23 protein-coding genes are annotated in these 25,817 nt (G+C 55.0%); 19 read left to right on the forward strand and 4 right to left on the reverse strand.

Translation table 11 applies throughout. From position 1 onward, the window contains the following. The first annotated feature begins 4 nt into the window (after positions 1 to 4). The gene (gene flgK / locus INF61_RS04025) at positions 5 to 1,645 is read left to right on the forward strand and encodes a flagellar hook-associated protein FlgK (RefSeq protein WP_045141457.1); all 1,641 of its coding nucleotides are present in this window, start codon (positions 5 to 7) and stop codon (positions 1,643 to 1,645) included. Positions 1,646 to 1,661: 16 nt separating this feature from the next. Then, the gene (gene flgL / locus INF61_RS04030) at positions 1,662 to 2,615 is read left to right on the forward strand and encodes a flagellar hook-associated protein FlgL (RefSeq protein WP_017693643.1); all 954 of its coding nucleotides are present in this window, start codon (positions 1,662 to 1,664) and stop codon (positions 2,613 to 2,615) included. A 75-nt stretch (positions 2,616 to 2,690) separates the two neighbouring features. Here the strand turns inward: flgL and INF61_RS04035 are convergent, their stop codons facing one another. Continuing rightward, positions 2,691 to 3,902 (reverse strand): MFS transporter, encoded by a 1,212-nt coding sequence (locus INF61_RS04035; RefSeq protein ID WP_048247544.1) that lies wholly within the window; start codon positions 3,900 to 3,902, stop codon positions 2,691 to 2,693. 94 nt (positions 3,903 to 3,996) lie between these two features. On the opposite strand from INF61_RS04035, the gene INF61_RS04040 reads away from it, so the two are divergent. Then, positions 3,997 to 4,950, forward strand: coding sequence for a LysR family transcriptional regulator (locus tag INF61_RS04040; protein ID WP_032671510.1), 954 nt, complete (start codon positions 3,997 to 3,999; stop codon positions 4,948 to 4,950). Between the two features lie 40 nt (positions 4,951 to 4,990). On the opposite strand, the gene rne is transcribed toward INF61_RS04040, so the two are convergent. Beyond that, positions 4,991 to 8,107 (reverse strand): ribonuclease E, encoded by a 3,117-nt coding sequence (gene rne, locus INF61_RS04045; RefSeq protein WP_023303426.1) that lies wholly within the window; start codon positions 8,105 to 8,107, stop codon positions 4,991 to 4,993. A gap of 570 nt (positions 8,108 to 8,677) precedes the next feature. Between rne and rluC the strand changes: the two genes are divergently transcribed. Then, entirely contained in the window at positions 8,678 to 9,625 is a 948-nt protein-coding gene (rluC, locus tag INF61_RS04050; protein ID WP_193547538.1) for a 23S rRNA pseudouridine(955/2504/2580) synthase RluC, read from the forward strand. Between the two features lie 95 nt (positions 9,626 to 9,720). Here rluC and INF61_RS04055 read toward each other — a convergent pair whose 3' ends face one another. After that, a complete protein-coding gene (locus tag INF61_RS04055; protein ID WP_017693639.1) occupies positions 9,721 to 10,305 on the reverse strand; it encodes a nucleoside triphosphate pyrophosphatase in 585 nt (194 codons plus the stop codon). A gap of 140 nt (positions 10,306 to 10,445) precedes the next feature. Here INF61_RS04055 and yceD point away from each other — a divergent pair, with 140 nt between their 5' ends. From yceD to ptsG, 14 genes are all read left to right on the forward strand, one after another. Next, positions 10,446 to 10,967, forward strand: coding sequence for a 23S rRNA accumulation protein YceD (gene yceD / locus INF61_RS04060; protein WP_193547539.1), 522 nt, complete (start codon positions 10,446 to 10,448; stop codon positions 10,965 to 10,967). 16 nt (positions 10,968 to 10,983) lie between these two features. Then, positions 10,984 to 11,157: a 50S ribosomal protein L32 gene (gene rpmF, locus INF61_RS04065; RefSeq protein WP_003857964.1), complete on the forward strand. Its 174-nt coding sequence runs from the start codon at positions 10,984 to 10,986 to the stop codon at positions 11,155 to 11,157. 81 nt (positions 11,158 to 11,238) lie between these two features. Further along, positions 11,239 to 12,273: a phosphate acyltransferase PlsX gene (plsX, locus tag INF61_RS04070; protein WP_017693638.1), complete on the forward strand. Its 1,035-nt coding sequence runs from the start codon at positions 11,239 to 11,241 to the stop codon at positions 12,271 to 12,273. Between the two features lie 6 nt (positions 12,274 to 12,279). Continuing rightward, on the forward strand, positions 12,280 to 13,233 hold the full coding sequence (locus tag INF61_RS04075; protein WP_017384725.1) for a beta-ketoacyl-ACP synthase III: 954 nt from the start codon (positions 12,280 to 12,282) through the stop codon (positions 13,231 to 13,233). A gap of 15 nt (positions 13,234 to 13,248) precedes the next feature. Next, positions 13,249 to 14,178, forward strand: a complete 930-nt coding sequence (gene fabD, locus INF61_RS04080) for an ACP S-malonyltransferase (protein ID WP_003857958.1) — start codon at positions 13,249 to 13,251, stop codon at positions 14,176 to 14,178. 12 nt (positions 14,179 to 14,190) lie between these two features. After that, positions 14,191 to 14,925: a 3-oxoacyl-ACP reductase FabG gene (fabG, locus tag INF61_RS04085; protein WP_003857956.1), complete on the forward strand. Its 735-nt coding sequence runs from the start codon at positions 14,191 to 14,193 to the stop codon at positions 14,923 to 14,925. Between the two features lie 154 nt (positions 14,926 to 15,079). Continuing rightward, the gene (gene acpP, locus INF61_RS04090) at positions 15,080 to 15,316 is read left to right on the forward strand and encodes an acyl carrier protein (RefSeq protein WP_003857954.1); all 237 of its coding nucleotides are present in this window, start codon (positions 15,080 to 15,082) and stop codon (positions 15,314 to 15,316) included. 91 nt (positions 15,317 to 15,407) lie between these two features. Beyond that, complete coding sequence (gene fabF, locus INF61_RS04095) at positions 15,408 to 16,649, forward strand: beta-ketoacyl-ACP synthase II (protein WP_032104090.1); 1,242 nt, start codon at positions 15,408 to 15,410, stop codon at positions 16,647 to 16,649. 120 nt (positions 16,650 to 16,769) lie between these two features. Next, positions 16,770 to 17,579, forward strand: a complete 810-nt coding sequence (gene pabC / locus INF61_RS04100; RefSeq protein WP_063135251.1) for an aminodeoxychorismate lyase — start codon at positions 16,770 to 16,772, stop codon at positions 17,577 to 17,579. A gap of 2 nt (positions 17,580 to 17,581) precedes the next feature. Then, complete coding sequence (gene yceG / locus INF61_RS04105; RefSeq protein WP_017384722.1) at positions 17,582 to 18,604, forward strand: cell division protein YceG; 1,023 nt, start codon at positions 17,582 to 17,584, stop codon at positions 18,602 to 18,604. Continuing rightward, a complete protein-coding gene (gene tmk, locus INF61_RS04110) occupies positions 18,594 to 19,235 on the forward strand; it encodes a dTMP kinase (protein ID WP_192972382.1) in 642 nt (213 codons plus the stop codon). The genes yceG and tmk overlap by 11 nt, the downstream gene beginning before the upstream one ends. Continuing rightward, complete coding sequence (gene holB, locus INF61_RS04115; RefSeq protein ID WP_015570820.1) at positions 19,232 to 20,236, forward strand: DNA polymerase III subunit delta'; 1,005 nt, start codon at positions 19,232 to 19,234, stop codon at positions 20,234 to 20,236. The genes tmk and holB overlap by 4 nt, the downstream gene beginning before the upstream one ends. 10 nt (positions 20,237 to 20,246) lie before the next feature. Then, complete coding sequence (locus tag INF61_RS04120; protein ID WP_193547540.1) at positions 20,247 to 21,041, forward strand: metal-dependent hydrolase; 795 nt, start codon at positions 20,247 to 20,249, stop codon at positions 21,039 to 21,041. Between the two features lie 297 nt (positions 21,042 to 21,338). Next, the gene (gene ptsG, locus INF61_RS04125; protein WP_003857942.1) at positions 21,339 to 22,772 is read left to right on the forward strand and encodes a PTS glucose transporter subunit IIBC; all 1,434 of its coding nucleotides are present in this window, start codon (positions 21,339 to 21,341) and stop codon (positions 22,770 to 22,772) included. A 141-nt stretch (positions 22,773 to 22,913) separates the two neighbouring features. Here ptsG and fhuE read toward each other — a convergent pair whose 3' ends face one another. After that, positions 22,914 to 25,103, reverse strand: coding sequence for a ferric-rhodotorulic acid/ferric-coprogen receptor FhuE (fhuE, locus tag INF61_RS04130; protein ID WP_017384719.1), 2,190 nt, complete (start codon positions 25,101 to 25,103; stop codon positions 22,914 to 22,916). A gap of 353 nt (positions 25,104 to 25,456) precedes the next feature. Here fhuE and hinT point away from each other — a divergent pair, with 353 nt between their 5' ends. Then, positions 25,457 to 25,816, forward strand: a complete 360-nt coding sequence (gene hinT / locus INF61_RS04135; protein ID WP_006809243.1) for a purine nucleoside phosphoramidase — start codon at positions 25,457 to 25,459, stop codon at positions 25,814 to 25,816. The last annotated feature ends 1 nt before the right edge of the window (position 25,817 follow it).

The following is a 25,817-nucleotide window of genomic DNA, read 5'->3' on the forward strand; positions in this document are numbered from 1 at the left end:
CCCCATGTCCAGTTTGATTAACAGCGCCATGAGTGGCCTCAGTGCTGCGCAGTCGGCACTCAATACCGTCAGTAATAATATTTCAAGCTACAACGTGGCAGGTTATACCCGCCAGACCACCATTCTGGGGGCATCAAACAGCACCCTGACCGGCGGTGGCTGGGTGGGTAACGGGGTCTATGTCTCCGGTGTTCAGCGTGAATATGATGCGTTTATCACCAACCAGCTGCGCGCGGCGCAGAACCAGAGCAGTGGGCTGACCACGCGCTACCAGCAGATGTCAAAAATTGACGATGTGCTTTCTGATACCACGAACTCGCTTTCTGCCAACCTCCAGGATTTCTTTAAAAGCCTGCAAACGCTGGTGAGTAACGCAGAAGATCCGGCTGCTCGCCAGACGGTACTCGGGAAGGCGGATGGTCTGGTAAACCAGTTTAAAACCAACGATCAATATCTCCGCGATCAGGATGCGCAGGTCAATACGGCGATTTCTACCAGCGTCGATCAGATCAATAACTACGCGAAACAGATTGCCAATCTTAACGATCAGATCTCCCGACTGACTGGCGTCGGTGCGGGCGCATCTCCGAACGAACTGCTCGATCAGCGCGATCAGCTGGTGAGTGAACTGAACAAGATTGTCGGTGTGGACGTCACCGTACAGGACAGCGGCACCTACAACATCTCTATCGCCAACGGTTACACCCTGGTACAGGGCAGCAACGCCAGCCAGCTGGCGGCGGTGAAATCCAGTGCGGACCCAGCGCGTACAACAATTGCGTATGTGGATGCCGCAGCGGGCAACGTGGAGATCTCAGAAAAACAGATCACCACGGGGTCGCTTGGCGGGCTGTTAACGTTCCGTTCTCAGGATCTGGATCAGGCGCGAAACACACTTAACCAGATGGCGCTGGCGTTTGCGGATGCCATGAATACCCAGCACCAGGCGGGCTTTGATGCCAACGGGGATGCAGGCGGCAAGCTGTTTGATTTTGGCTCGCCGGCAGTGCTGAGTAACGGTAAAAACACCGGAAGCGCGTCCGTTACGGCCACGATGACGGACAGTACAAAGGTCCAGGCGACAAACTATAAAGTTGAGTACAACGGTACTGACTGGACAATCACGCGTCTGTCGGACAATACCAGCTTCACGGCCAAGCCTGACGGCAGCGGTAATCTGTCGTTTGATGGTCTCAACGTTAAGATTAGCGGCTCAGCCGATAATAAAGACAGTTTCATCGTCAAACCGGTGAATGACGTCATTGTGAATATGGACGTAGCGATCAGCGACGAATCCAAACTGGCGATGGCTTCCGCGAAAGGAAGCGGCGAAAGCGACAATACCAATGGCCAGAAGCTGCTGGATTTACAGAGCGCCAAATTGGTGGGAGGGAACAAAACCTTTAACGATGCTTATGCCGCGCTGGTCAGTACGGTGGGCAGCACCACGGCGTCGCTGAAAACCAGCAGCGAAACCAAAGTTAACGTGGTGACGCAGCTGACCAAACAACAGCAGTCAATCTCCGGGGTTAACCTGGATGAAGAGTATGGCAACCTGCAACGCTATCAGCAGTACTATCTGGCGAATGCGCAGGTGCTGCAAACGGCGAGCACGCTGTTTGATGCATTGATCAATATCCGCTAAGGCTGAGGCATAAAAAATGCGTATTAGTACTCAAATGATGTATGAGCAAAGCATGCGCGGCGTGACGAACTCCCAAAGTCTCTGGCTCAGCTACGGCGAGCAGATGTCTACGGGGAAGCGTATCAACCGTCCGTCTGACGATCCGATTGCCGCCTCGCAGGCCGTTGTGCTCTCTCAGGCCCAAACGCAAAACAGCCAGTATGCGCTGGCACGTTCTTTCGCTACGACGAAAGTCTCGCTGGAAGAGAACGTGTTATCGCAAGTGACAACCGCCATCCAGGCTGCTCAGGAAAAGATTGTCAATGCGGGCAACGGTACGTTAAGTGACGATGACCGCGCTTCGCTGGCCACAAACCTGCAAGGTATTCGCGATCAGCTCATGAACCTGGCTAACAGCACGGACGGTAACGGTCGCTATATTTTTTCCGGTTACAAGACCGAAGCGGCGGCTTTCGACCAGACTACGGGTGATTATAAGGGCGGCGGAACGCCAATCAGCCAGCAGGTTGACTCCGCGCGCACGATGCAAATTAGCCATACGGGCACTGAAGTTTTCGATAGCTTCACCAGCAATGCCAAGCCAGAGCCAGATGGTAGTGCGCCGGAAACGAATTTGTTCAAGATCCTCGACTCCGCAATTGAAGCGCTGAATACGCCGATTGGGGAGGACGAAACGAAAGCCGAGGCGTTTACGGCGGCTATTGATAAAGCCAACCGTGGCCTGAGCAACTCCCTCAACAACGTGCTGACCGTGCGCGCCGACCTCGGCATCAAGCTGGATGAGCTGGGCAAGCTGGACGCTCTGGGTGAAGACCGCGCGCTGGGTCAGACGCAGCAGATGAGTAACCTGGTTGACGTGGACTGGAACTCGGTGATTTCGTCCTACACCATGCAGCAGGCGGCGTTGCAGGCCTCGTATAAAGCCTTTAGCGATATGCAGGGTATGTCTTTGTTCCAGATGAACAAATAAGACTCTGACCTGTTTGACATGTCTTGAAACTGGGCATGTTTTGACTGCCCAACCCGTCCGGGTTGGGCATTTTTTTTACACACTTTCAGCCTGTGCGGACAGCACCCTGGCGCTTTCAACCACTCTGATAGCCAGCGCAATGGCGCCACACAGGGTTGCCAGAGCCACCACGCCAGACCAGCCCGCCAGCGTATAGATATTGCTGCCTACTGCCGAACCTAGCGCCATTCCGATGAAAATGACGGTAAACAGCAGGGCGTTCAGGCGTCCGCGGGCCTGCGGCTCAAGGCTATAGACCAGGTTCTGGTGGGCCACGAGGCTGGACTGCAAGCCGAGATCGAAACCGACCGCGGAGAGGGCAATCAGGATCAACTGACCGTGTACACCCAGTGCCGGCATCAGGAACATCAGGGCAAACGAGAGGGTCACCAGCGCGGCACCCAGTTGGGTGACTTTACCGGCGCCCAGCTTATCGGCAAGACCACCCGCCAGCGGTGCGGCCAGCGCGCCAGCGGCTCCGGCAATACCAAATCCACCCGCTATGGCACTGCCAAGGTGATACCGTTCCAGCAGCATGACCGCCAGCGTTGACCAGAATGCGCTAAAGGCAATCGACAGAAAACCCTGGGCCAGCGCGGCCCGACGCAGCGCCGGATATCGGCGCCAGAGGTGTTCCATGGAGCGCATCAGCGCCGGGTAGCTCAGCGTGGAGTGAACGGCGAAGCGGGGAAGCACGGCCCACATCACCACGCCAATAAAGGCAATACTTGCGGCGGCCAGCTGATACATCACCCGCCAGCCAAAGGCCTCACCCACCACGCCGCTCACGGTTCTGGAGAGCAAAATCCCCAGCAGCAGGCCGGTCATCACCGTGCCGACCGTTTTTCCCTGTTTACCTTCCGGCGCGAGGATCGCTGCGGCCGGGACAATATCCTGCGCCATGGTGGCGGCCATGCCAATCAGCAGGCTGGTGAGCAGCAGGGAGTGCAGTTGTCCGGTCAGGCTACAACCCAGCAGGAACAGCGCCAGAGCCGCACTTTTTATCAGGATCAGCGTTCTGCGGTCATGACGATCGCCGAGCGGGAGCAGAAACAGGATGCCCAGGGCATAACCCGCCTGGGTGAGCGTCGGGACCATGCCCATGCCTTCGATGCTCAGATGCAGGTCTGAGCCCATCAGCGGCAGCAGAGGCTGGGCATAATAGATGGATGCCACGCTAAAGCCCGCACCGAGCGCCAGCATTAAGATTACCCAGCGGCTTACTGCCCGGGTGGTGGTTGTGTTCATAAGATGTACCTCATTCGTCGTGTGCGGCTATTTTTTATCAGTACGCCTTGTGACGGTAGCGGGCGCGGTGGTAAAACGCTTATACGTGTGGCGTATGGGTAAAAATGGTATGAAAAGGTCTGAGCGTATAGATCGGGTAGAACTGATGCGAACGTTTGTTCGCATTGTGGAGGCGGGGTCTCTTTCTGCGGCGGCACGTCAGCTGGCAACAACCCAGGCCACGGTGAGCCGACGGTTGCAGTCGCTTGAGACCATGCTGGGAGTACGCCTGATGCTGCGCACAACCCATACGACCCGGCTGACCGATGACGGCGAACGCTGCTATCAGCATGCCCGACGGGTGATTGACAGCTGGCTGGCGCTGGAAGACGAGGTAGGGCAGACGGAAGATGAACCGGTTGGGGTGCTGAGGGTGCGCGCCCCGCACGCGTTTGGCCAGGATCAGCTTCTGAAACCGTTAACCGAATTTTTACAGCGCTATCCCCAGCTTTCTGTAGAGTGGATGCTCAACGATCGCTCGGTTGATTTCCTCGGCGACAACCTTGACTGTGCTATTCGGGTGGGTGTGGAAGTCGATCCGGCAACCGTGTCCGTGCTGCTGGCTGAAGTGCCGCGCTCGGTGGTGGCTTCACCGGAATTACTGGCCCGTTATCCCGCGGTTAAAACGCCGGAAGATTTGCAGCAGCTTCCCTGGATTGCCATCAGCTCTTTTTATCAACGCCATGTGGAGCTTTTCCACGATGCATCATCCGCCCCGGCGCGGGTTACCATTACGCCACGCCTGAGTACAGACAGCCTGTATGTGGCGCGCAATACGGCACTCACCGGGCTTGGCGTGGCGGTGGTATCCAGCTGGACGGTACAGGATGATATTCAGGAAGGAAGACTGGTGCATCTACTGCCAGAGTGGCAGCCGGCAGCGTTACCGGTACATCTGGTTTACCCCTGGTCTCGTTATTATCCGGCGCGCTTGCGGCGTTTTCTGGAGCTGATGCGGCAGATAATGCCGGAGGTCACCGGAATGAGAAAGCCCCTGCAACAGCCATAAAAAAGCCGACCCGAAGGTCGGCTTTCAGTCTTAGCGTGCGTTATTCAACAGGCTGAGGACGAGTAGCTGGCGCAGTAGCCATGTGCGTTGCACTGTGACCACCGGCAGCACCTTTGCCTTCGAAGTTGAATGCCGGACGAACCCAGTCGCTATGGCGTGGCGCTTCAGGTACATACTCAGGTGCCGGGGCGCGAGTCATCGGCGCGGTAGCAACGTGAGCAGGCGCTGGAGCGGCAACGACCTCAACCGGCTCGGATTTCACTTCAGCCTCTTTGACCTCTTCGACAACAGGCTCAACCTGAATCTCGACGTCCTGAACAACCTCTTCCGTCACCGTTTCGACGGTAACGTCTGCGGGTTCTTCTGCTGCGGAGACCGGCTCAGCTTCCTCCGCGACTTCTTCAGCCACCACGGTATCTTCTTCGGCAATGATCTGCGGAGCGGCATCAACCGGCGCAGCAATGACTTCAGGATGGGTCGTTTCCACTTCCACAGCCTGCGGTGCCACCGTGTCAACAACTTGCGGTTCGACCACGGTTGCCGCTTCAGTCACGACGTCTTCCACCGCTGCTACCGGTGCAATCACCTCTTCGGTCACAGCCTGTTCTTCAACAGCCTGCTCCGGGCGAGCAACCGGATAACGGATCCAGACTTTACCGGATGCCATCTCAGGTGACGCGCACGCCACGGTCAGCGGCATTGGCGACTGAGTCGGGTAACGCTCGTCACGGTAGCGACGACGACGCTGACCGCTCACGCGCAGATGACGCGGAGAACGACGGGAGCGACGCGGCATACCTGCGTTGTCACGGTTTTCGCTGCTTTCGTCCTGCTCAACCTGATTTTCCACTACGGCTGGCAGGTCAACTTTTGCAACCTGGGTACCCGTTGTGCTTTCTGCTGCTTCAACCGCGATAACGTCGTTTTCTTCCGTCTGAACAGCACCCACACGTACTTTCTGGGTCAGCTGACGCTGCTTACGACGCGGCATAACCTGAGTACGCTCTTCCTGCTCCGTGTCCTGCTGTTCAACAGGCGCTTCGCGGTTCAGGTTTTTGACTTCCTGCTGGGCCTGGCGTTTCTCGTCGTTACGACGACGGTTACGCTCGCGGCGAGGTTGCTGCTCGTCACGCTGTTTGCTCTTCTCGGACTCATCGCCCGCCTGCTGGCGAATCTCACGATCTTCAACGTTCTGCTGTTGCTTCTCGCGACGGTTGCGACGGTTGTCCTCGCGTTGTTCACGACCTTCGTTGTTCTCGGAACGATTATCACGGCGTTCGTTACGATCGCTACGGTCGTTGCGGTCATTACGATCGCGACGATTGTTCTGACGCTTACGACGGTCCTGCTGACGCTCTGGTTTCGCTTCTTTTGGCGCTTCTTTCGGCTGCTCAGGCTGAACTTCTTCGCCAGCAAACATTTTTTTCAACGCGCCGAAGATGCGGCTCAGGAGACCCGGCTGCTCAGGCTGCGCTTTTGGCGCGGCAGGGGCCGCCTTTTGCACGGCAGGTTTTGCCGCTGGTTTTTCCAGCGTCGCTTCCGGCGGGGCTTCCGGCATGATGAAGGTTGCTAATGCAGGCTGCTCAGGCAGTTTACGCTCGGCAGGCTCTTCATCCGATGGCAGCGCCATTTCTTCTTCATGCAGCTTCGGCAGCAGGTAGCTGAGGGTGCTTGTCTCTTCGCCTTTACGCACGCGCAGCACGTGATAGTGCGGGGTTTGCATCTCGTCGTTTGGCACGATGATGCAGCGAACGCCGCCCTGACGCGCTTCGATTGCGCTTACCGCTGCACGTTTTTCGTTCAGCAGGTAGGAGGCAATCGGCACCGGAACGATGGCGTGAACCTCTTTGGTGTTCTCTTTCAGCGCTTCTTCTTCAATCAGACGCAGAATAGAGAGGGAGAGCGATTCATTGTCACGCACGGTACCCGTACCGGAACAGCGCGGGCAGACGTGATGGCTGGACTCGCCGAGTGACGGGCTCAGACGCTGACGGGACATTTCCAGCAGGCCGAAGCGCGAGATATGGCTAATCTGGATACGTGCGCGATCCTGGCGCACCGCTTCACGCAGACGGTTTTCAACCGCACGCTGGTGGCGAACCGGGGTCATGTCGATGAAGTCGATAACAATCAGACCACCCAGGTCGCGCAGGCGGAGCTGGCGGGCGATTTCATCAGCGGCTTCAAGGTTGGTGTTGAAGGCGGTCTCTTCGATGTCGCCGCCACGAGTTGCACGCGCGGAGTTGATGTCGATAGCGGTCAGCGCTTCGGTGGTATCAATTACGATAGAACCGCCGGACGGCAGACGCACTTCACGCTGGAAGGCAGACTCGATCTGGGATTCAATCTGATAGTGGCTGAACAGCGGGATTTCACCGGTGTACAGTTTAATTTTGCTGGTGAAATCCGGGCGACCCAGCGCGGCGATGTGCTGGCGAGCCAGCTCAAGCACTTTCGGGTTATCAATCAGAATTTCACCGATGTCCTGACGTAGATAATCACGGAAGGCACGCACAATAACGTTGCTTTCCTGGTGGATCAGGAACGGAGCAGGACGGCTCTCAGCCGCTTTCTTGATGGCTTCCCAGTGCTTCAGACGGAAGCTCAGGTCCCACTGCAACGCTTCGGCAGATTTGCCGACGCCTGCGGTGCGCACGATAAGGCCCATGCCGTCTGGCAGCTCGAGACTTGCCAGCGCTTCTTTCAGCTCGGTACGGTCATCGCCTTCGATACGGCGAGAGATGCCACCCGCACGCGGGTTGTTTGGCATCAATACCAGATAACTTCCTGCCAGGCTGATAAAGGTGGTCAGTGCGGCACCTTTGTTGCCACGCTCTTCTTTATCGATCTGGACGATAACTTCCTGACCTTCACGCAGAACATCTTTAATGTTCGGACGGCCATGGGAGTTGTAGTTTGCAGGAAAATATTCGCGGGCGATTTCTTTGAGAGGAAGGAAACCGTGACGCTCAGCACCGTAATCGACAAATGCAGCTTCAAGGCTTGGTTCAATGCGGGTGATTTTGCCTTTGTAAATGTTCGCTTTTTTCTGTTCGTGTCCAGGACTTTCGATATCCAGATCGTACAGGCGCTGCCCATCCACAAGGGCGACACGCAACTCTTCTTGCTGAGTTGCGTTGATTAACATTCTTTTCATCGTAACTTACTCGTTATTCTTACATTGACGACAAAGCTGCGGGCAAGGTGACGCTTTCCGGGGTATGAACCGATGGCCTCGTGTCTATTCACGTCGCCAACCTCACGGTTGTCGCTCGCTTAAGAGGCGCAGAGTGTCGGTTGCCTGTGTTTCATACGGAAACACAGCGCAATTATCAGGGGAATTGCCTGGGAAAACTCTCCAGAGAACAATCCTTATACCGGGAAGTACTGCAACCCGCAGCCCGCTAACTGCCTGAAAGATCAATACGTCTTACGCCATTGCTGCGTGGATGATCGGTCAGACAAAATTGGTCATTCCGTCGACATCCTTACAAAACCCGGATTTAACGCGGAAAACGGATTCATTATTCCACTGCTCGCCGGGTTATAGCAAGATGACTTTTACCAATTATCACCCGGTTACTCACAGTTTCTTCACTTCAACGGGGTGATTGGTTTAATAACCACCAAATCGATTGCGCGAAAGGGGAGTGGTCCGGATAAAAGTAAATATAAGCATAGAAAAATGAGTGGCGCTAATGTCTGACGCTATTTAGAATCGCCAACCATGAAAACAGAGACTCCAGCCGTAAAAATGGTTGCCATCGCCGACGACGAGGCGGGGCAACGTATCGATAATTTTTTGCGCACCCAGTTGAAGGGCGTGCCAAAAAGTATGATTTATCGCATCTTGCGTAAGGGCGAGGTGCGGGTGAACAAAAAACGCGTGAAGCCAGAGTATAAGCTCGAGGCGGGCGATGAAATCCGGATTCCACCGGTACGTGTTGCAGAGCGTGAAGAAGAGGTCGTTTCTCCGAAGCTGCAAAAAGTCGCGGCCCTGAGCGACGTTATCCTTTATGAGGACGACCACATTCTGGTGCTGAATAAACCGTCCGGAACGGCGGTACACGGGGGGAGCGGTCTGAGCTTCGGCGTGATTGAAGGGTTACGCGCGCTGCGCCCGGAAGCGCGTTTCCTCGAACTGGTTCACCGTCTTGACCGCGATACCTCTGGCGTGCTGCTGGTGGCGAAAAAACGTTCTGCGCTGCGTTCACTGCATGAACAGCTGCGCGAAAAAGGGATGCAGAAAGATTACCTGGCGCTGGTGCGCGGCCAGTGGCAGTCCCACGTGAAAGTGGTGCAGGCGCCGCTGCTGAAAAATATTCTGCAAAGCGGCGAGCGCATTGTTCGTGTTAATCAGGAAGGGAAACCGTCTGAGACGCGCTTTAAAGTTGAAGAGCGCTACGAATTCGCCACGCTGGTGCGCTGTAGTCCGGTGACGGGGCGTACCCACCAGATTCGCGTCCATACCCAGTTTGCGGGCCATCCGATTGCGTTTGATGACCGCTATGGCGATCGCGAATTTGATAAGCAGCTGGCGGGAACAGGGCTGTCGCGTCTGTTCCTGCACGCGGCAGCGCTGAAATTTACCCATCCTAATACCGGCGAAGTTATCCGTATTGAAGCGCCGCTGGATGAGCAGCTCAAACGCTGTCTGAAAGTTCTGCGCGGCTAAGGTAAATGTAAAACGGCAATGTATATTGCCGTTTTTTATGTTTGCCCCCTCTCCCTGTGGGAGAGGGCCGGGGTGAGGGCATCAGGCCGCAGGGATCACATCGTCAGCGGATTACACTCTTCTCGCCTTAACATCTGGCACAGTGCAATCAGCGGCAACCCCACCAGCGTGTTGGGATCGCGGCCATCGAGCTTGTCGAACAACGCAATCCCTAGTCCTTCACTTTTAAAGCTCCCTGCACAGTTTAGCGGACGTTCCCGACGCACATAATCCATAATCTCCTGCTCGCTAAGATGACGGAAGTGCACATCAAACGGCTCGCACTCGGTTTGCAGATGACCGGAAGCCGAATTATAAAGCGCCAGGCCGGTATAAAAGGTCACGATACCGCCTCGCGCACGCAACAGCTGCTGGCAGGCGTTTTCTTCCGTATGCGGTTTGCCGGTGATTTCGCCGTCCAGCACACAAACCTGATCGGAGCCTATAATCAGATGTGCGGGGTAACGTACGGCCAGCGACTGTGCTTTCTCTTTCGCGAGACGGGTCACCAGATGACGCGGTGACTCGCCCGGCTGTGGCGTTTCATCCACCTCCGGCGCAGCGCATTCAAACGGGATCCCGAGCTTTTCCAGCAGCATTCGGCGATAAGGTGAAGTGGAAGCAAGGACGAGATTTGGCATATTTTTATCACCAGATATAGCGTATCGATGCCAGCCATTTTAAACTACAGGCCGCAATGTGTGCGAATAATTGGCAAAAGGCAGCTCTGGTTGCCTTTTTCTTTGACTCTATGACGTTACAAAGTTAATATGCGCGCCCTATGCAAAAGGTAAAATTACCCCTGACTCTTGATCCGGTTCGTACGGCTCAAAAACGCCTCGATTACGAAGGAATCTATTCTTCCGATCAGGCTGAGCGTATTGCCGAATCTGTAGTCAGTGTGGACAGTGATGTAGAATGCTCCATGTCGTTCGCTATCGACAACCAGCGTCTCGCCGTGTTAACCGGTGATGCAAAGGTGACGGTAACGCTCGAATGTCAGCGTTGCGGGAAACCGTTTGTACAGCATGTTCACACAACGTATTGTTTTAGTCCGGTTCGTTCTGACGAACAGGCTGAAGCACTCCCGGAAGCGTATGAGCCGATTGAGGTTAACGAATTCGGTGAAATCGATCTTCTGGCGCTGGTTGAAGATGAAGTCATCCTCTCCCTGCCAGTCGTTCCGGTGCATGATTCTGAACACTGTGAAGTGTCCGAGGCGGACATGGTCTTTGGGGAACTGCCTGATGAAGCGCAAAAACCAAACCCATTTGCCGTATTAGCCAGCTTAACGCGTAAGTAATTGAGGAGTAAGGTCCATGGCCGTACAACAGAATAAACCAACCCGTTCCAAACGTGGCATGCGTCGTTCCCATGACGCGCTGACCGCAGTTACCAGCCTGTCTGTAGACAAGACTTCTGGTGAGAAACACCTGCGTCACCACATCACCGCTGACGGTTTCTACCGCGGCCGCAAGGTTATCACTAAGTAATCACGCGTCAGCGTGATTAGGCTTAGTGAGGAACTTCCCCGTGCAAACGGGGAGTTTACCGAACCAGGCTGCGACGATACCTTGACACGTCTAACCCTGGCGTTAGATGTCATGGGGGGAGATTTTGGCCCTACCGTGACAGTGCCTGCAGCATTGCAGGCACTGAATTCTAATTCGCAACTCACACTTCTTTTAGTCGGTAATCCCGACACAATCACGCCATTACTTGCAAAAGCTGACTTTGAACAACGTTCGCGTCTGCAGATTATTCCTGCGCAGTCAGTTATTGCCAGTGATGCCCGGCCATCGCAGGCTATTCGTAATAGCCGCGGCAGCTCTATGCGAATGGCGCTGGAGCTGGTGAAAGAAGGGCGAGCGCAGGCTTGCGTCAGCGCGGGAAATACTGGCGCGCTGATGGGGCTGTCGAAATTATTGCTCAAGCCGATTGAGGGCATTGAGCGTCCGGCGCTGGTGACGGTATTACCGCATCAGCAGAAGGGCAAAACGGTGGTGCTGGATCTGGGCGCTAACGTGGATTGTGATAGTACAATGCTGGCTCAGTTTGCCGTTATGGGGTCGGTGCTGGCTGAAGACGTGGTCGGGATTAACAATCCCCGCGTTGCATTACTGAATATTGGTGAAGAAGAGACCAAAGGCCTGGACAGTATCCGCGACGCTGCGGAAATACTCAAACAGGTCCCCTCCATCAACTATATTGGTTATCTCGAAGCCAATGAGTTGCTGACGGGCAAAACGGATGTATTAGTGTGTGATGGCTTCACCGGAAACGTGACGTTGAAGACCATGGAAGGGGTCGTACGAATGTTCCTTTCTCTGCTGAAATCGCAGGGAGAAGGTAAAAAAAGGTCCTGGTGGCTGATTTTATTAAAGCGTTGGTTACAAAAAAGCCTGACGCGGCGATTCAGTCACCTCAACCCCGACCAGTATAATGGCGCCTGTCTGTTAGGATTGCGCGGCATCGTGATTAAGAGTCATGGCGCCGCCAATCAGCGAGCATTTACCGTCGCGATTGAACAGGCAGTGCAGGCGGTGCAGCGACAAGTCCCTCAGAGGATTGCCGCTCGCCTGGGATCTGTATTAGCTAAAAGTGACTGAGCGTACATGTATACGAAGATTTTAGGTACCGGCAGCTACCTGCCAAAACAAGTGCGTACCAACGCCGATCTTGAAAAAATGGTAGATACGTCTGACGAGTGGATTGTCACGCGCACAGGTATCCGTGAACGTCGTATCGCCGCGCCAGACGAAACTGTGTCCACCATGGGCTACGAAGCCGCTCAGCGAGCGCTTGAGATGGCTGGCATTGATAAAGAACAGATCGGGCTTATTGTGGTGGCGACAACCTCTGCCACGCATGCCTTCCCAAGCGCAGCGTGCCAGGTGCAGAACATGCTCGGCATCAAAGGCTGCCCGGCATTTGATGTTGCAGCAGCGTGCGCGGGTTTCACCTATGCGCTGAGCATCGCCGATCAGTATGTAAAATCGGGCGCCGTAAAATATGCGCTGGTGATCGGCGCTGATGTTCTGGCGCGTACCTGCGATCCAACCGATCGCGGCACGATCATTATTTTTGGCGATGGCGCGGGCGCGGTGCTGCTGGGGCAGTCCGAAGAGCCGGGCATCATCTCCACGCACTTGCATGCCGATGGCCGCTACGGCGAGCTGTTAACGCTGCCTAACGCCGATCGCGTTAATCCTGATAACTCCATTTACCTCACCATGGCAGGTAATGAAGTATTCAAGGTGGCGGTGACTGAGCTTGCGCATATTGTCGATGAGACGCTGGAAGCCAATAACCTTGAACGCACCGCACTCGACTGGCTGGTGCCGCATCAGGCGAACCTGCGTATCATCAGCGCGACGGCGAAGAAGCTGGGCATGTCTATGGATAACGTTGTGGTGACGCTTGATCGCCACGGCAACACCTCTGCGGCATCGGTACCGTGCGCATTTGACGAAGCGGTACGCGATGGACGAATTAAACGGGGCCAACTGGTCTTGCTTGAAGCCTTTGGTGGCGGGTTCACCTGGGGTTCCGCGCTGGTTCGTTTCTAGGATAAGGATTAAAAAATGACGCAATTTGCTTTTGTGTTCCCGGGACAGGGCTCGCAAACTGTTGGGATGTTGTCTGAAATGGCAGCAAACTATCCGGTTATTGAAGAGACTTTCCGTGAAGCCTCTGACGCGCTGGGTTATGATCTGTGGGCGCTGACCCAACAGGGCCCCGCTGAAGAGCTGAACAAAACCTGGCAGACTCAACCGGCACTGCTGGCAGCCTCCGTCGCATTGTGGCGCGTATGGCAGCAGCAGGGCGGCAAAGCGCCGACGCTGATGGCGGGTCATAGCCTGGGTGAATACTCTGCGCTGGTCTGCGCAGGGGTGATTGCCTTCGCTGACGCGGTACGCCTGGTTGAATTGCGTGGTAAATTCATGCAGGAAGCGGTGCCAGAGGGCACGGGCGGCATGTCTGCCATCATCGGTCTGGATGATGCTTCTATCGCTAAAGCCTGTGAAGAATCTGCTGAAGGTCAGGTCGTTTCTCCGGTAAACTTTAACTCGCCAGGCCAGGTGGTAATCGCGGGTCATAAAGAAGCGGTTGAGCGTGCAGGCGCTGCCTGTAAAGCTGCGGGCGCAAAACGTGCACTGCCCCTGCCGGTGAGCGTACCGTCTCACTGCGCGCTGATGAAGCCCGCTGCCGATAAGCTGGCGGTTGAGCTGGAAAAAATGACCTTTAACGCACCGACGATTTCCGTTGTGAATAACGTCGATGTGAAGTGCGAAACCGCGCCGGAGGCTATCCGTAACGCGCTGGTTCGCCAGCTCTACAGCCCGGTTCAGTGGACTAAAACCGTTGAATTTATGGCGTCTCAGGGCGTTGAACATCTGTATGAAGTTGGTCCAGGTAAGGTACTTACCGGTCTGACAAAACGTATTGTAGATACCCTGACTGCCTCGGCGATTAACGAGCCGGAAGCCATGAAAGCGGCACTCTCGCAATAAAAGAGGAATACCATGAGTTTTGAAGGAAAAATTGCCCTGGTGACCGGCGCAAGCCGCGGTATTGGGCGCGCTATTGCTGAAACACTGGTTGCGCGCGGCGCGACGGTGATCGGGACTGCGACCAGTGAGAATGGCGCACAGGCCATCAGCGACTATCTGGGTGCGAACGGTAAAGGTCTGGTACTGAATGTGACTGAACCAGCATCTATCGAATCTGTTCTGGAAAATATTCGCGCAGAGTTTGGCGAAGTGGATATTCTGGTCAATAATGCCGGGATCACTCGCGACAACCTGCTGATGCGAATGAAAGACGACGAGTGGAACGATATTATCGAAACCAACCTGTCATCTGTATTCCGTCTGTCAAAAGCGGTAATGCGCGCTATGATGAAAAAGCGTCATGGTCGTATTATCACTGTAGGTTCTGTGGTTGGTACCATGGGAAATGCTGGTCAGGCTAACTACGCTGCGGCGAAAGCAGGTCTGATCGGTTTCAGTAAGTCGCTGGCGCGTGAAGTCGCGTCCCGCGGAATTACTGTAAACGTTGTTGCTCCGGGCTTTATTGAAACGGACATGACGCGTGCGCTGACTGATGAGCAGCGTGCGGGTACGCTGGCGGCAGTTCCGGCGGGTCGTCTTGGCGACCCTAAAGAAATCGCCAGCGCGGTTGCATTTTTAGCCTCTGACGAAGCGGGTTACATCACTGGTGAAACCCTCCACGTCAACGGCGGGATGTACATGGTTTAATCACGATCGAAAATATTTGCGTTATTTGGGCAAATGGCCTCAAAATAACGTAAAATCGTGGTAAGACCTGCCGGGATTTAGTTGCAAATTTTTCAACATTTTATACACTACGAAAACCATCGCGAAAGCGAGTTTTGATAGGAAATTTAAGAGTATGAGCACTATCGAAGAACGCGTTAAGAAAATTATCGGCGAACAGCTGGGCGTTAAGCAGGAAGAAGTTGTGAACTCCGCTTCCTTTGTTGAAGACCTGGGCGCAGATTCTCTTGACACCGTTGAGCTGGTAATGGCTCTGGAAGAAGAGTTTGATACTGAGATTCCGGACGAAGAAGCTGAGAAAATCACCACCGTTCAGGCTGCCATTGATTACATCAACGGTCACCAGGCGTAAGTGAACATCTCCAGGCGGTCATTCGACCGCCTGAGTTTTATCTTTTGTTGTCCCACGAATCTCTTTTTTTATCCCTCCCTGGAGGACAAGCGTGTCTAAGCGTCGTGTAGTTGTGACCGGACTTGGCATGTTGTCTCCTGTCGGCAATACCGTAGAGTCCACCTGGAAAGCTCTCCTTGCCGGTCAGAGCGGCATCAGCCTAATCGACCATTTCGATACTAGCGCCTATGCAACGAAATTTGCTGGCTTAGTAAAGGATTTTAACTGTGAAGAGATCATCTCGCGCAAAGAACAGCGCAAGATGGATGCCTTCATTCAATATGGAATTGTCGCTGGCGTTCAGGCCATGCAGGATTCTGGCCTTGAGATTACGGAAGAGAACGCGACCCGTATCGGCGCCGCTATCGGCTCCGGGATTGGCGGTCTTGGTCTGATTGAAGAAAACCATACATCTCTGATGAATGGCGGCCCGCGTAAAATCAGCCCGTTCTTCGTTCCGTCTACGATTGTCAACATGGTGGCAGGTCACCTGACCATTATGTTCGGCCTGCGTGGCCCAAGCATCTCAATCGCGACAGCCTGTACGTCTGGCGTGCATAACATCGGCCAGGCCGCGCGTATCATTGCGTACGGCGATGCAGATGCTATGGTTGCGGGCGGCGCTGAAAAAGCCAGTACCCCGCTGGGCGTCGGTGGCTTCGGTGCAGCGCGTGCGCTCTCTACCCGAAACGATAATCCCCAGGCGGCGAGCCGTCCGTGGGATAAAGACCGTGATGGTTTCGTGCTGGGTGACGGTGCAGGCATGATCGTACTGGAAGAGTACGAACACGCGAAAAAACGTGGCGCAAAAATTTATGCTGAAGTTGTTGGCTTTGGCATGAGCAGCGATGCTTATCACATGACGTCTCCTCCAGAGAACGGTGCAGGCGCTGCGCTGGCGATGGAAAACGCCATCCGCGATGCGGGCATTACGCCGGCACAGATTGGCTACGTTAACGCCCATGGGACGTCTACACCTGCGGGCGATAAAGCAGAAGCGCAGGCTGTTAAGTCTATCTTCGGCGAATCTGCCGGCCGCGTAATGGTAAGCTCCACGAAATCCATGACCGGTCACCTGCTGGGTGCTGCGGGGGCAGTAGAGTCAATCTACTCAATTCTCGCGCTGCGCGATCAGGCTGTACCGCCAACCATCAACCTGGATAATCCGGATGAAGGTTGCGATCTGGACTTCGTTCCTCACGAAGCACGCCAGGTTAGCGGTATGGAGTATACCCTGTGTAACTCCTTCGGCTTCGGTGGGACTAACGGTTCTCTGATCTTCAAAAAGGTCTGAGTCTGGTTAGTCGCTGACGATAAAAAAGGTCCGCTTGCCGGGCCTTTTTTATTAGGTGAAATCCCCTTGTCCGGCTGCTCACATCCTGCCAGACTGAGCCTCCACGCATAAGGAGCCACCATGTTTTTAATTAATGGCCTTGAGCAAGACACGCTGCCGGCAAGCGACAGGGCGACCCAGTTTGGCGATGGCTGTTTCACGACTGCGCGTATTCTCGACGGTGGCGTGTGTCTGCTCGGGACCCATATCCTTCGTTTACAAAAAGCCTGCGAAGCACTACTGATCCCCTTCTCGCAGTGGGACATTCTTGAAAGTGAAATGCGTCGGCTGGCGTCAGATAAAGCAAGCGGCGTCCTGAAAGTCATTATTAGCCGCGGGAGCGGTGGCCGGGGCTATAGCGGTTCTGCCTGTCTGCATCCTACGCGGGTCCTTTCCGTTTCAGATTATCCTTCCCATTATGCGCACTGGCGTGAAGAGGGCGTAGCCCTGGCATTAAGTCCGGTACGTCTGGGGCGAAACCCGATGCTCGCTGGCATAAAACATCTCAACCGCCTTGAACAGGTGCTTATTCGTACTCATCTTGAGCAGACGGAGGCCGGGGAGGCGCTGGTTCTTGACAGCGAAGGGTACATTACGGAATGCTGTGCGGCTAATTTACTCTGGCGGAAGGGCAGTGACGTGTTCACGCCTTCGCTGGAGCAGGCCGGCGTCAACGGTATTATGCGACAGTTTTGTCTGCACCAGCTGGCACGCGCAGGCTTTCGCGTTGTCGAAGTCAACGCTAAGGAAGAGGCGCTGCTGTCTGCCGATGAAGTCGTAATCTGCAATGCGCTGATGCCCGTTGTCCCCGTTCGCGCTTATGGCCGCAAATGCTGGTCATCCCGCGAGCTGTTCCAGTTTCTGGCCCCGTTATGTGAGCAAACCAGGTAGTCATGAAGAAAATGTTACGCTTTGTCCTCCTTCTTATCGTTGCGTTCGGTATCGCTGGCGGAGCGGGAGTGTGGAAAGTCCGTCAGCTGGCGGAGAGTCAGATCCTGATTAAAGACGAGACGATTTTTACCCTGAAAGCGGGTACCGGGCGGCAGGCGCTTGGTCAGCAGCTGTATGACGACAAAATTATCAATCGCCCACGCGTATTCCAGTGGCTGCTGCGTATTGAACCGGACCTGTCCCATTTCAAGGCCGGCACCTATCGCTTTACCCCTGGCATGACTGTGCGCGAGATGCTGCAACTGCTGGAGAGTGGTAAAGAAGCCCAGTTCCCGCTGCGTTTTGTGGAAGGTATGCGTCTGAGCGATTACCTCAGGCAGCTGCGGGACGCGCCATACATTAAGCATACGCTGAAAGATGACCGCTACCAGACCGTGGCAGACGCCTTAAAATTCGAACATCCCGAGTGGGTGGAAGGCTGGTTCTGGCCCGATACGTGGATGTATACGGCAGGCACGACGGATGTGGCCATTCTGAAGCGCGCGCACAACAAAATGGTCGCGGCGGTAGACGCTGCCTGGAAAGGGCGAGCAGAGGGCCTGCCTTATAAAGATCAAAACCAGTTCATGACGATGGCCTCGATCATCGAGAAAGAGACGGCCGTTGCTGCCGAACGTGACCAGGTTGCCTCGGTGTTTATTAACCGTCTGCGCATCGGCATGCGTTTGCAAACCGATCCTACCGTTATCTACGGCATGGGCGAAAACTACAACGGCAGGATTTCCAGAAAAGATCTGGAGACGCCAACGGCGTATAATACCTACGTGATTAGCGGCCTGCCGCCTGGACCGATCGCGACGCCGAGTGAAGCATCGTTGAAGGCCGCCGCGCACCCGGCCAAAACGCCGTATCTCTATTTTGTGGCTGACGGAAAAGGGGGGCATACGTTTAATACCAACCTGGCCAGCCACAATCGCTCCGTTCAGGACTATCTGAAGGCACTTAAGGAAAAAAATGCGCAGTAAATACATTGTCATTGAGGGACTCGAAGGGGCGGGCAAAACCACCGCCCGTAACGTGGTGGTGGATACGCTTACGTCGCTTGGCGTCGCCGACATGGTCTTCACCCGCGAGCCGGGCGGTACGCAGCTGGCGGAAAAACTGCGCAGCCTGGTACTGGATATCAAATCCGTTGGTGATGAAATTATTACCGACAAAGCGGAAGTGCTGATGTTCTATGCGGCGCGCGTTCAACTGGTGGAGACGGTGATCAAACCCGCTCTGGCAGAAGGGAAATGGGTGATTGGCGATCGCCACGATCTCTCAACCCAGGCGTATCAGGGCGGTGGCCGGGGTATCGATCAGGCCATGCTGGCTACGCTTCGCGACGCGGTTCTGGGCGATTTCCGTCCTGACCTGACGCTGTATCTGGACGTAACTCCTGAGGTGGGCCTGAAGCGCGCCCGTGCCCGCGGCGAACTGGACCGCATTGAGCAGGAGTCTTTTGATTTCTTTAACCGCACCCGTGCGCGTTATCTGGAACTGGCCGGGCAGGACAAGACCATTCGTACCATCGATGCGACGCAATCCCTTGAAGACGTTACGCGTGATATTCAGCAGACCGTTACGCAGTGGCTACAGGAGCAGCAGGCATGAAATGGTATCCGTGGTTGCGCCCACACTTTGAACAGCTGATCGGCAGCTATCAGGTTGGTCGGGGGCATCATGCGTTACTGATCCAGGCGCTGCCGGGAATGGGTGATGATGCGTTGATTTACGCCATCACCCGCTTTCTGATGTGCCAACAGCCGGAAGGACATAAAAGCTGCGGTAAATGCCGGGGTTGCCAGCTTATGCAGGCGGGCACGCATCCTGACTATTACACCCTCGAACCCGAGAAGGGCAAAAATACGCTCGGTATCGACGCGGTGCGTGAGGTCAGTGAGAAACTGTACGAATATGCGCGTCTGGGGGGGGCGAAAGTGGTGTGGCTGAAAGACGCCGCGCTGCTCACGGAAGCCGCAGCCAACGCCCTGTTAAAAACCCTGGAAGAGCCGCCAGAGAATACCTGGTTTTTCCTCTCCTGCCGCGAGCCGGAACGCTTGCTGGCGACGCTGCGCAGTCGCTGCCGTCTTCACCACCTCGCTGTCCCTCAGGAATCCTGGGCGCTCGCCTGGCTTGAGCGAGAAGTGACGGTGTCACAAGACGCGGCGCGCTCGGCGTTGCGCCTGTGCAGCGGTGCGCCTGCGGCTGCGCTGGCCTTATTGCAGCCGGAAGTGTGGTCCCAGCGTGAAACGCTATGTCGTGCGGTTGAATCAGCCCTCGACAGCCATGACTGGCTGAGCGTGCTGCCAGCGCTGAACAGCGATCAGGCACCGGAACGGCTGCACTGGCTGGCCGCACTGCTGCTGGATGCGCTCAAAATCCAGCAGGGGGCGACGCTTCTGACTAACCCTGACGTGTGGGCGCTGGTCACCACGCTGGCGAATCGCCTGTCAGGGCAGTCGCTGCACGCTATCCTTCATGATATCTGCCAGAGTCGTGAACAACTTTTGACGGTAACCGGTCTCAATCGCGAGCTTTTACTGACCGACCAGTTACTGCGTATCGAACACTACCTGCAACCGGGTGTCATACCGCCGGTTTCCCACCTCTGAGAGAGACATTATGTTTTTAGTCGACTCACACTGCCATCTCGATGGCCTGGATTATCAGTCCCTGCATAAAAATGTGGACGACGTGCTGGCGAAAGCCGCCGCGCGCGATGTGAAATTTTGCCTGGCCGTGGCGACCACGTTGCCGGGTTACCGCGCCATGCGTGAACTGGTAGGCGAGCGCGATAATGTCGTCTTCTCCTGCGGCGTGCATCCGCTGAATCAGGATGAAGCGTACGACGTTGAGGATTTACGCCGTCTTGCCGCAGAAGAGGGCGTAGTGGCGATGGGCGAGACCGGTCTCGACTATTTCTACACCCCGGAAACGAAACCTCGCCAGCAGGAATCCTTCCGCAACCACATCCGTATTGGCCGTGAACTGAATAAGCCTGTTATCGTTCATACCCGCGATGCGCGCGCCGACACGCTGGCGAACCTGCGGGAAGAAAAGGTGACGGATTGCGGTGGCGTACTACACTGTTTCACTGAAGACAGAGAAACGGCGGGTAAGCTGCTTGATTTAGGCTTTTATATCTCGTTCTCGGGGATTGTAACGTTCCGGAATGCTGAGCAACTGCGTGATGCGGCGCGATATGTTCCGCTGGATCGTATTCTGGTGGAAACCGATTCCCCGTACCTGGCACCGGTGCCTCATCGCGGCAAAGAAAATCAGCCAGCGATGACCCGGGATGTCGCTGAGTATATGGCCGTTCTGAAAGGTGTCAGTATTGAAGAGCTGGCTCGCGTGACAACGGAAAACTTCGCTAGTCTGTTCCATATCGACCCCGCCCACCTGCAATCTGTCTGATACGCCTGTTATTTTTAGGCTCGTAATTAATAAGTAAAACGAGTAAAGTTCACCGCCTCATTTGGGGCGGTGATGGCGTTTTTAGACACATCCAGACATGCTTTATGTAAATATCTGCAAGTTTTTTGGCCGTCTTGAACTGAAACGTGATAGCCGTCAAACAAACTCAGAGGGAATTATTTTACTCTGTGTAATAAATAAAGGGCGCTTAGATGTCCTGTCCACGGCGCGGTACTCCCCCCGGGCCAATGCGTGAAAACGTAAAAAAAGCACAAATACTCAGGAGCACTCTCAATTATGTTTAAGAATGCATTTGCTAACCTGCAAAAGGTCGGTAAATCGCTGATGCTGCCAGTATCCGTACTGCCTATCGCAGGTATCCTGCTGGGTGTCGGTTCTGCAAACTTCAGCTGGCTGCCAGCCGTAGTTTCCCACGTGATGGCCGAAGCAGGCGGTTCTGTTTTTGCTAACATGCCGCTGATCTTCGCTATCGGTGTTGCTCTGGGCTTCACCAATAACGACGGTGTATCCGCGCTGGCGTCCGTTGTTGCTTACGGCATCATGGTGAAAACCATGGCTGTGGTTGCGCCGCTGGTACTGCATTTACCTGCTGAAGAGATTGCCGCTAAGCATCTGGCGGACACCGGTGTTCTCGGTGGTATCATCTCCGGTGCGATTGCAGCGTATATGTTTAACCGCTTTTATCGCATCAAGCTGCCTGAGTATCTGGGCTTCTTCGCGGGTAAACGTTTTGTGCCGATCATTTCTGGTCTGGCCGCGATTTTCACCGGTGTGGTTCTGTCTTTCATCTGGCCACCAATCGGTACGGCAATCCAGACCTTCTCTCAGTGGGCGGCTTACCAGAACCCGGTTGTGGCGTTCGGTATCTACGGCTTCATTGAGCGCTGCCTGGTACCATTTGGTCTGCACCACATCTGGAACGTTCCATTCCAGATGCAGATTGGTGAATACACCAACGCAGCAGGCCAGGTGTTCCACGGCGACATCCCACGCTACATGGCGGGTGACCCAACGGCAGGTAAACTGTCTGGTGGCTTCCTGTTCAAAATGTACGGTCTGCCGGCCGCCGCAATTGCGATCTGGCACTCTGCTAAACCAGAGAACCGTGCAAAAGTGGGCGGTATCATGATCTCCGCAGCGCTGACCTCGTTCCTGACCGGTATCACCGAGCCGATCGAGTTCTCCTTCATGTTCGTTGCACCGATCCTGTACATCATCCACGCGGTACTGGCAGGTCTGGCATTCCCAATCTGTATCCTGCTGGGTATGCGTGACGGTACGTCCTTCTCTCACGGTCTGATCGACTTCATCGTTCTGTCCGGTAACAGCAGCAAGCTGTGGCTGTTCCCAATTGTGGGTGCGGGCTACGCAGTGGTGTACTACACCGTCTTCCGCGTGCTGATCAAAGCACTGGACCTGAAAACGCCGGGTCGTGAAGATGCAACGGAAGACAGCAAAGCCGGTGCGACCAGCGAAATGGCGCCTGCTCTGGTAGCTGCCTTCGGTGGTAAAGAGAACATCACTAACCTGGACGCGTGTATCACTCGTCTGCGTGTGAGCGTTGCCGACGTTGCGAAAGTAGACCAGCCGGGTCTGAAAAAACTGGGCGCAGCGGGCGTCGTTGTTGCTGGTTCTGGTGTTCAGGCAATCTTCGGTACGAAATCCGATAACCTGAAAACCGAAATGGATGAGTACATCCGCAACAACTAAGCTGTGACCTGGGGAGACTAAGGCAGCCGAATGGCTGCCTTTTTTATTACTGCGGTTTGTGGTGCCGGGTGGCGGCTGCGTCTTACCCGGCCTACGTGATGGGTAGGGCCGGTAAGCGCAGCGCCACCGGGCTTCTGTCACTCAGAAATCGTAGCTCGCGCTCACCGAGACGTTCAGCGGCGCGCCATACACTACATAAGAACCGACGTAATCGTAATACTCTTTGTCGAACAGGTTGTTGACGTTAGCCTGCACCGCAAAATCTTTGGTGACCTGATAACGGCTGAACAGGTTCACCAGCCCATAGCTGCCTTGCTCCGCGCGGGAACGTCCTGCCGGGCCACCTTCCACGTCCGTCCACACTTTGTTCTGCCAGTTTACGCCGCCGCCCACGGTCAGTTCCGGCAGCATTGGCAACTGATAGCGGGTGAAGAGCTTCATGGTTGTGCGCGGCTGATCGGCGCTGACGGCGTTGCCATTCTTATCTTCTGCGATGTAACGCGTCGCGCCGAAGGTCAGCTGCCAGTTATCGGTCAGGGCACCGTTGAGCTCGAACTCGACCCCTTTGCTGACCACCCCGTCCAGCGATTCATAGATCGACTCACCGCTCGGCATGTAGGTATAGGTGTTGCTGGCGACGTTATCCTGCTCAATGCGGAAAATCGCCAGCGAGGTGGTGAGACGGGTATTAAACCAGTCCGCCTTCACCCCGGCTTCGTAGCTTTTACCCGTGGTAGGGTCAAGATAACGTCCGCTGGCATCGCGCTTATCCTGCGGCTGGAAGATAGAGGTATAGCTGACGTAGGTCGACCAGTCCTCATTGATGTCATACACCAGGCCGGCGTACGGCGTTACATCATCTTTGGTGCTTTCCAGACGGGTATTCGGCGATCCTGCCGGGTTATAACGAATATTGTATTGGGTGTAGCGCGCGCCCAGGATCAGGTGTAGCGGATCGGCCAGCGAGAAACGAGCCGACGAATAGGCTGAAGACTGGCGAATATCATCCTTGCTGTAGAGTTTCCACGGCGTCCACTGCGGATCGGCGATGTTCCCGTTCCAGTTCTTAAAGTTGCCGACATCAACCATGCCGTATACCGCATCCGGCATGGAGTTGTCGTAATGGTTACGCTGACGGCTGAAGCTGCCGCCGAACATCATTTCGTGCTGACGGCCAAAGAGATCGAAGCCGCCGCGCAGGAAGGCGTCAACCGCATCCTGTTTACGTTCTCCACGGTTCCAGCCGCCATAACCCACCAGACCCGCGCCAGTCTCTTTATCCGGATAGCCGGACATATACATCAGTTTGGAGTCGAAGTTGGTTTCAGCATGCATACCGTTGATGTGCGCTTCCCAGCCATTATCGAAACGCTGAGTCAGGTTAGCGAAGATGCGGGTGCTGTCTTTATCTGAATAAGCCCAGTCAGGCGCGACGGTCTGGCTGCGATTGTAGTGGGTCTTACTTCCGTCGCTGTACCAGGTCGGCAGCCCGCCCCATGTCGGGTCGGCGGTATGGCTTTCCTGATATTCATACCCTACCGAGAGGGTGGTGCTGTCGGTGACATCCGCGTCCATCACGCCGTAGAGGAATTTCTTCCGGTAGTGGTAGTTATCCACGAAGCTGTCGTTGTCCTGATAACCGGTGATCAGACGGCCTCGTACCTTACCTGACTCTACCAGCGGCGCCTGGAGATCCAGCACGTAGCGCTGCTTGTCCCAGCTGCCGTAACTGGCGGAGACGTTACCTTTAAATTCCGGGCTGTCCGCATGCTTACGCACCATATTAACGTACGCAGCCGGGTTGCCCGTGCCGGACATCAGGCCGGTGGCGCCGCGAACCACTTCGATGCGGTCATAAATCGCGGTATCCGCGGCGGTATCACCAAAGTTCCACACTTCACTGATGGAGGTTGGCAGGTCGTCATAGGCGTAGTTGCTGACGAAAAAGCCGCGTGAGTAAAACACGGTACGGTCGCTGTCCTGCACCTGGGCCGTAATGCCCGTGGTATTCGTCAGCACCTGTCCGATGGATTGCAGATTCTGGTCAGCCATACGTTGCTGGCTGATAACGCTGACGGACTGTGGGATGTCGCGGGGAACCAGCAACAGTTTGGTGCCGGTGGTGGTGGTTTTTACGCTGTAATCCTGATCCTGGCTGGCAGAAAGATCCTGTGTGTTGTCAAAACCCCCGTCTACGACGACGGTATCTTCGGTGGTTGAAGCAGCGAAAGCGGCGGTTGGCGTCAATGCCATAGCAATGCAGGCGGCCAGCAACGAAGGTGTTGCGGCAGGCTGATGTTGCCCATCCCTGGTGTGATTAATGAAAGACATCATCAAACCCTTAGTGAATGGTGAAGGTAATTCGCGACAGTCCCGCTAGCACGGGCTGACGTCGTTTTCTATGTTAAAAATGCGCATGAAAATGCAAATGCGAAATATACGCATTGTGATTAACGCTGTAAACAGATGTTTCGGGATGAACTGAAATAAGGTTTCAGAAAAGAAATGTCCTAAAGCGATGCCTCTTCAGCCAGATGGCGGACAATCAGGAAAGAAATCACGGGAGAAGGTTGAAAGGACAGGAGAAACTCGCTCATACTCTTGTCTTGTGTCACGCAGTAAATCAGACAATGTGTGTTAACAACGGACGCACGACGCCAGATTAAACTTAAAAGGAAAAGGTCATGGCTGAAGAAACGATTTTCAGTAAAATTATCCGCCGCGAAATTCCGTCGGATATTGTCTATCAGGATGAACTGGTCACGGCTTTCCGCGACATTTCTCCCCAGGCGCCGACGCACATCCTTATTATTCCCAATATTCTGATCCCGACCGTTAATGACGTTAAAACCGAGCATGAAGTGGCGCTGGGCCGTATGCTTACGGTAGCCGCGAAAATCGCAGAGCAGGAAGGGATTGCTGAGGACGGATACCGTCTGATCATGAACTGTAATCGCCATGGCGGCCAGGAAGTCTATCATATTCATATGCATCTGCTGGGTGGACGTCCACTGGGACCGATGCTGGCACATAAAGGTCTTTAAT

Source organism: Enterobacter cloacae complex sp. P18RS (assembly GCF_014982105.1).
GTDB classification, from domain to species: Bacteria; Pseudomonadota; Gammaproteobacteria; order Enterobacterales; family Enterobacteriaceae; genus Enterobacter; species Enterobacter hormaechei_C.

Excerpts from the sequence above, each read along its gene's own strand:
- flgK (WP_045141457.1), top strand. The coding sequence starts at position 5 with ATGTCCAGTTTGATTAACAGCGCCATGAGTGGCCTCAGTGCTGCGCAG.
- flgL (WP_017693643.1), top strand. The coding sequence starts at position 1,662 with ATGCGTATTAGTACTCAAATGATGTATGAGCAAAGCATGCGCGGCGTG.
- INF61_RS04035 (WP_048247544.1), bottom strand. The coding sequence starts at position 3,902 with ATGAACACAACCACCACCCGGGCAGTAAGCCGCTGGGTAATCTTAATG.
- INF61_RS04040 (WP_032671510.1), top strand. The coding sequence starts at position 3,997 with ATGGGTAAAAATGGTATGAAAAGGTCTGAGCGTATAGATCGGGTAGAA.
- rne (WP_023303426.1), bottom strand. The coding sequence starts at position 8,107 with ATGAAAAGAATGTTAATCAACGCAACTCAGCAAGAAGAGTTGCGTGTC.
- rluC (WP_193547538.1), top strand. The coding sequence starts at position 8,678 with ATGAAAACAGAGACTCCAGCCGTAAAAATGGTTGCCATCGCCGACGAC.
- INF61_RS04055 (WP_017693639.1), bottom strand. The coding sequence starts at position 10,305 with ATGCCAAATCTCGTCCTTGCTTCCACTTCACCTTATCGCCGAATGCTG.
- yceD (WP_193547539.1), top strand. The coding sequence starts at position 10,446 with ATGCAAAAGGTAAAATTACCCCTGACTCTTGATCCGGTTCGTACGGCT.
- rpmF (WP_003857964.1), top strand. The coding sequence starts at position 10,984 with ATGGCCGTACAACAGAATAAACCAACCCGTTCCAAACGTGGCATGCGT.
- INF61_RS04075 (WP_017384725.1), top strand. The coding sequence starts at position 12,280 with ATGTATACGAAGATTTTAGGTACCGGCAGCTACCTGCCAAAACAAGTG.
- fabD (WP_003857958.1), top strand. The coding sequence starts at position 13,249 with ATGACGCAATTTGCTTTTGTGTTCCCGGGACAGGGCTCGCAAACTGTT.
- fabG (WP_003857956.1), top strand. The coding sequence starts at position 14,191 with ATGAGTTTTGAAGGAAAAATTGCCCTGGTGACCGGCGCAAGCCGCGGT.
- acpP (WP_003857954.1), top strand. The coding sequence starts at position 15,080 with ATGAGCACTATCGAAGAACGCGTTAAGAAAATTATCGGCGAACAGCTG.
- pabC (WP_063135251.1), top strand. The coding sequence starts at position 16,770 with ATGTTTTTAATTAATGGCCTTGAGCAAGACACGCTGCCGGCAAGCGAC.
- yceG (WP_017384722.1), top strand. The coding sequence starts at position 17,582 with ATGAAGAAAATGTTACGCTTTGTCCTCCTTCTTATCGTTGCGTTCGGT.
- tmk (WP_192972382.1), top strand. The coding sequence starts at position 18,594 with ATGCGCAGTAAATACATTGTCATTGAGGGACTCGAAGGGGCGGGCAAA.
- holB (WP_015570820.1), top strand. The coding sequence starts at position 19,232 with ATGAAATGGTATCCGTGGTTGCGCCCACACTTTGAACAGCTGATCGGC.
- INF61_RS04120 (WP_193547540.1), top strand. The coding sequence starts at position 20,247 with ATGTTTTTAGTCGACTCACACTGCCATCTCGATGGCCTGGATTATCAG.
- ptsG (WP_003857942.1), top strand. The coding sequence starts at position 21,339 with ATGTTTAAGAATGCATTTGCTAACCTGCAAAAGGTCGGTAAATCGCTG.
- fhuE (WP_017384719.1), bottom strand. The coding sequence starts at position 25,103 with ATGTCTTTCATTAATCACACCAGGGATGGGCAACATCAGCCTGCCGCA.
- hinT (WP_006809243.1), top strand. The coding sequence starts at position 25,457 with ATGGCTGAAGAAACGATTTTCAGTAAAATTATCCGCCGCGAAATTCCG.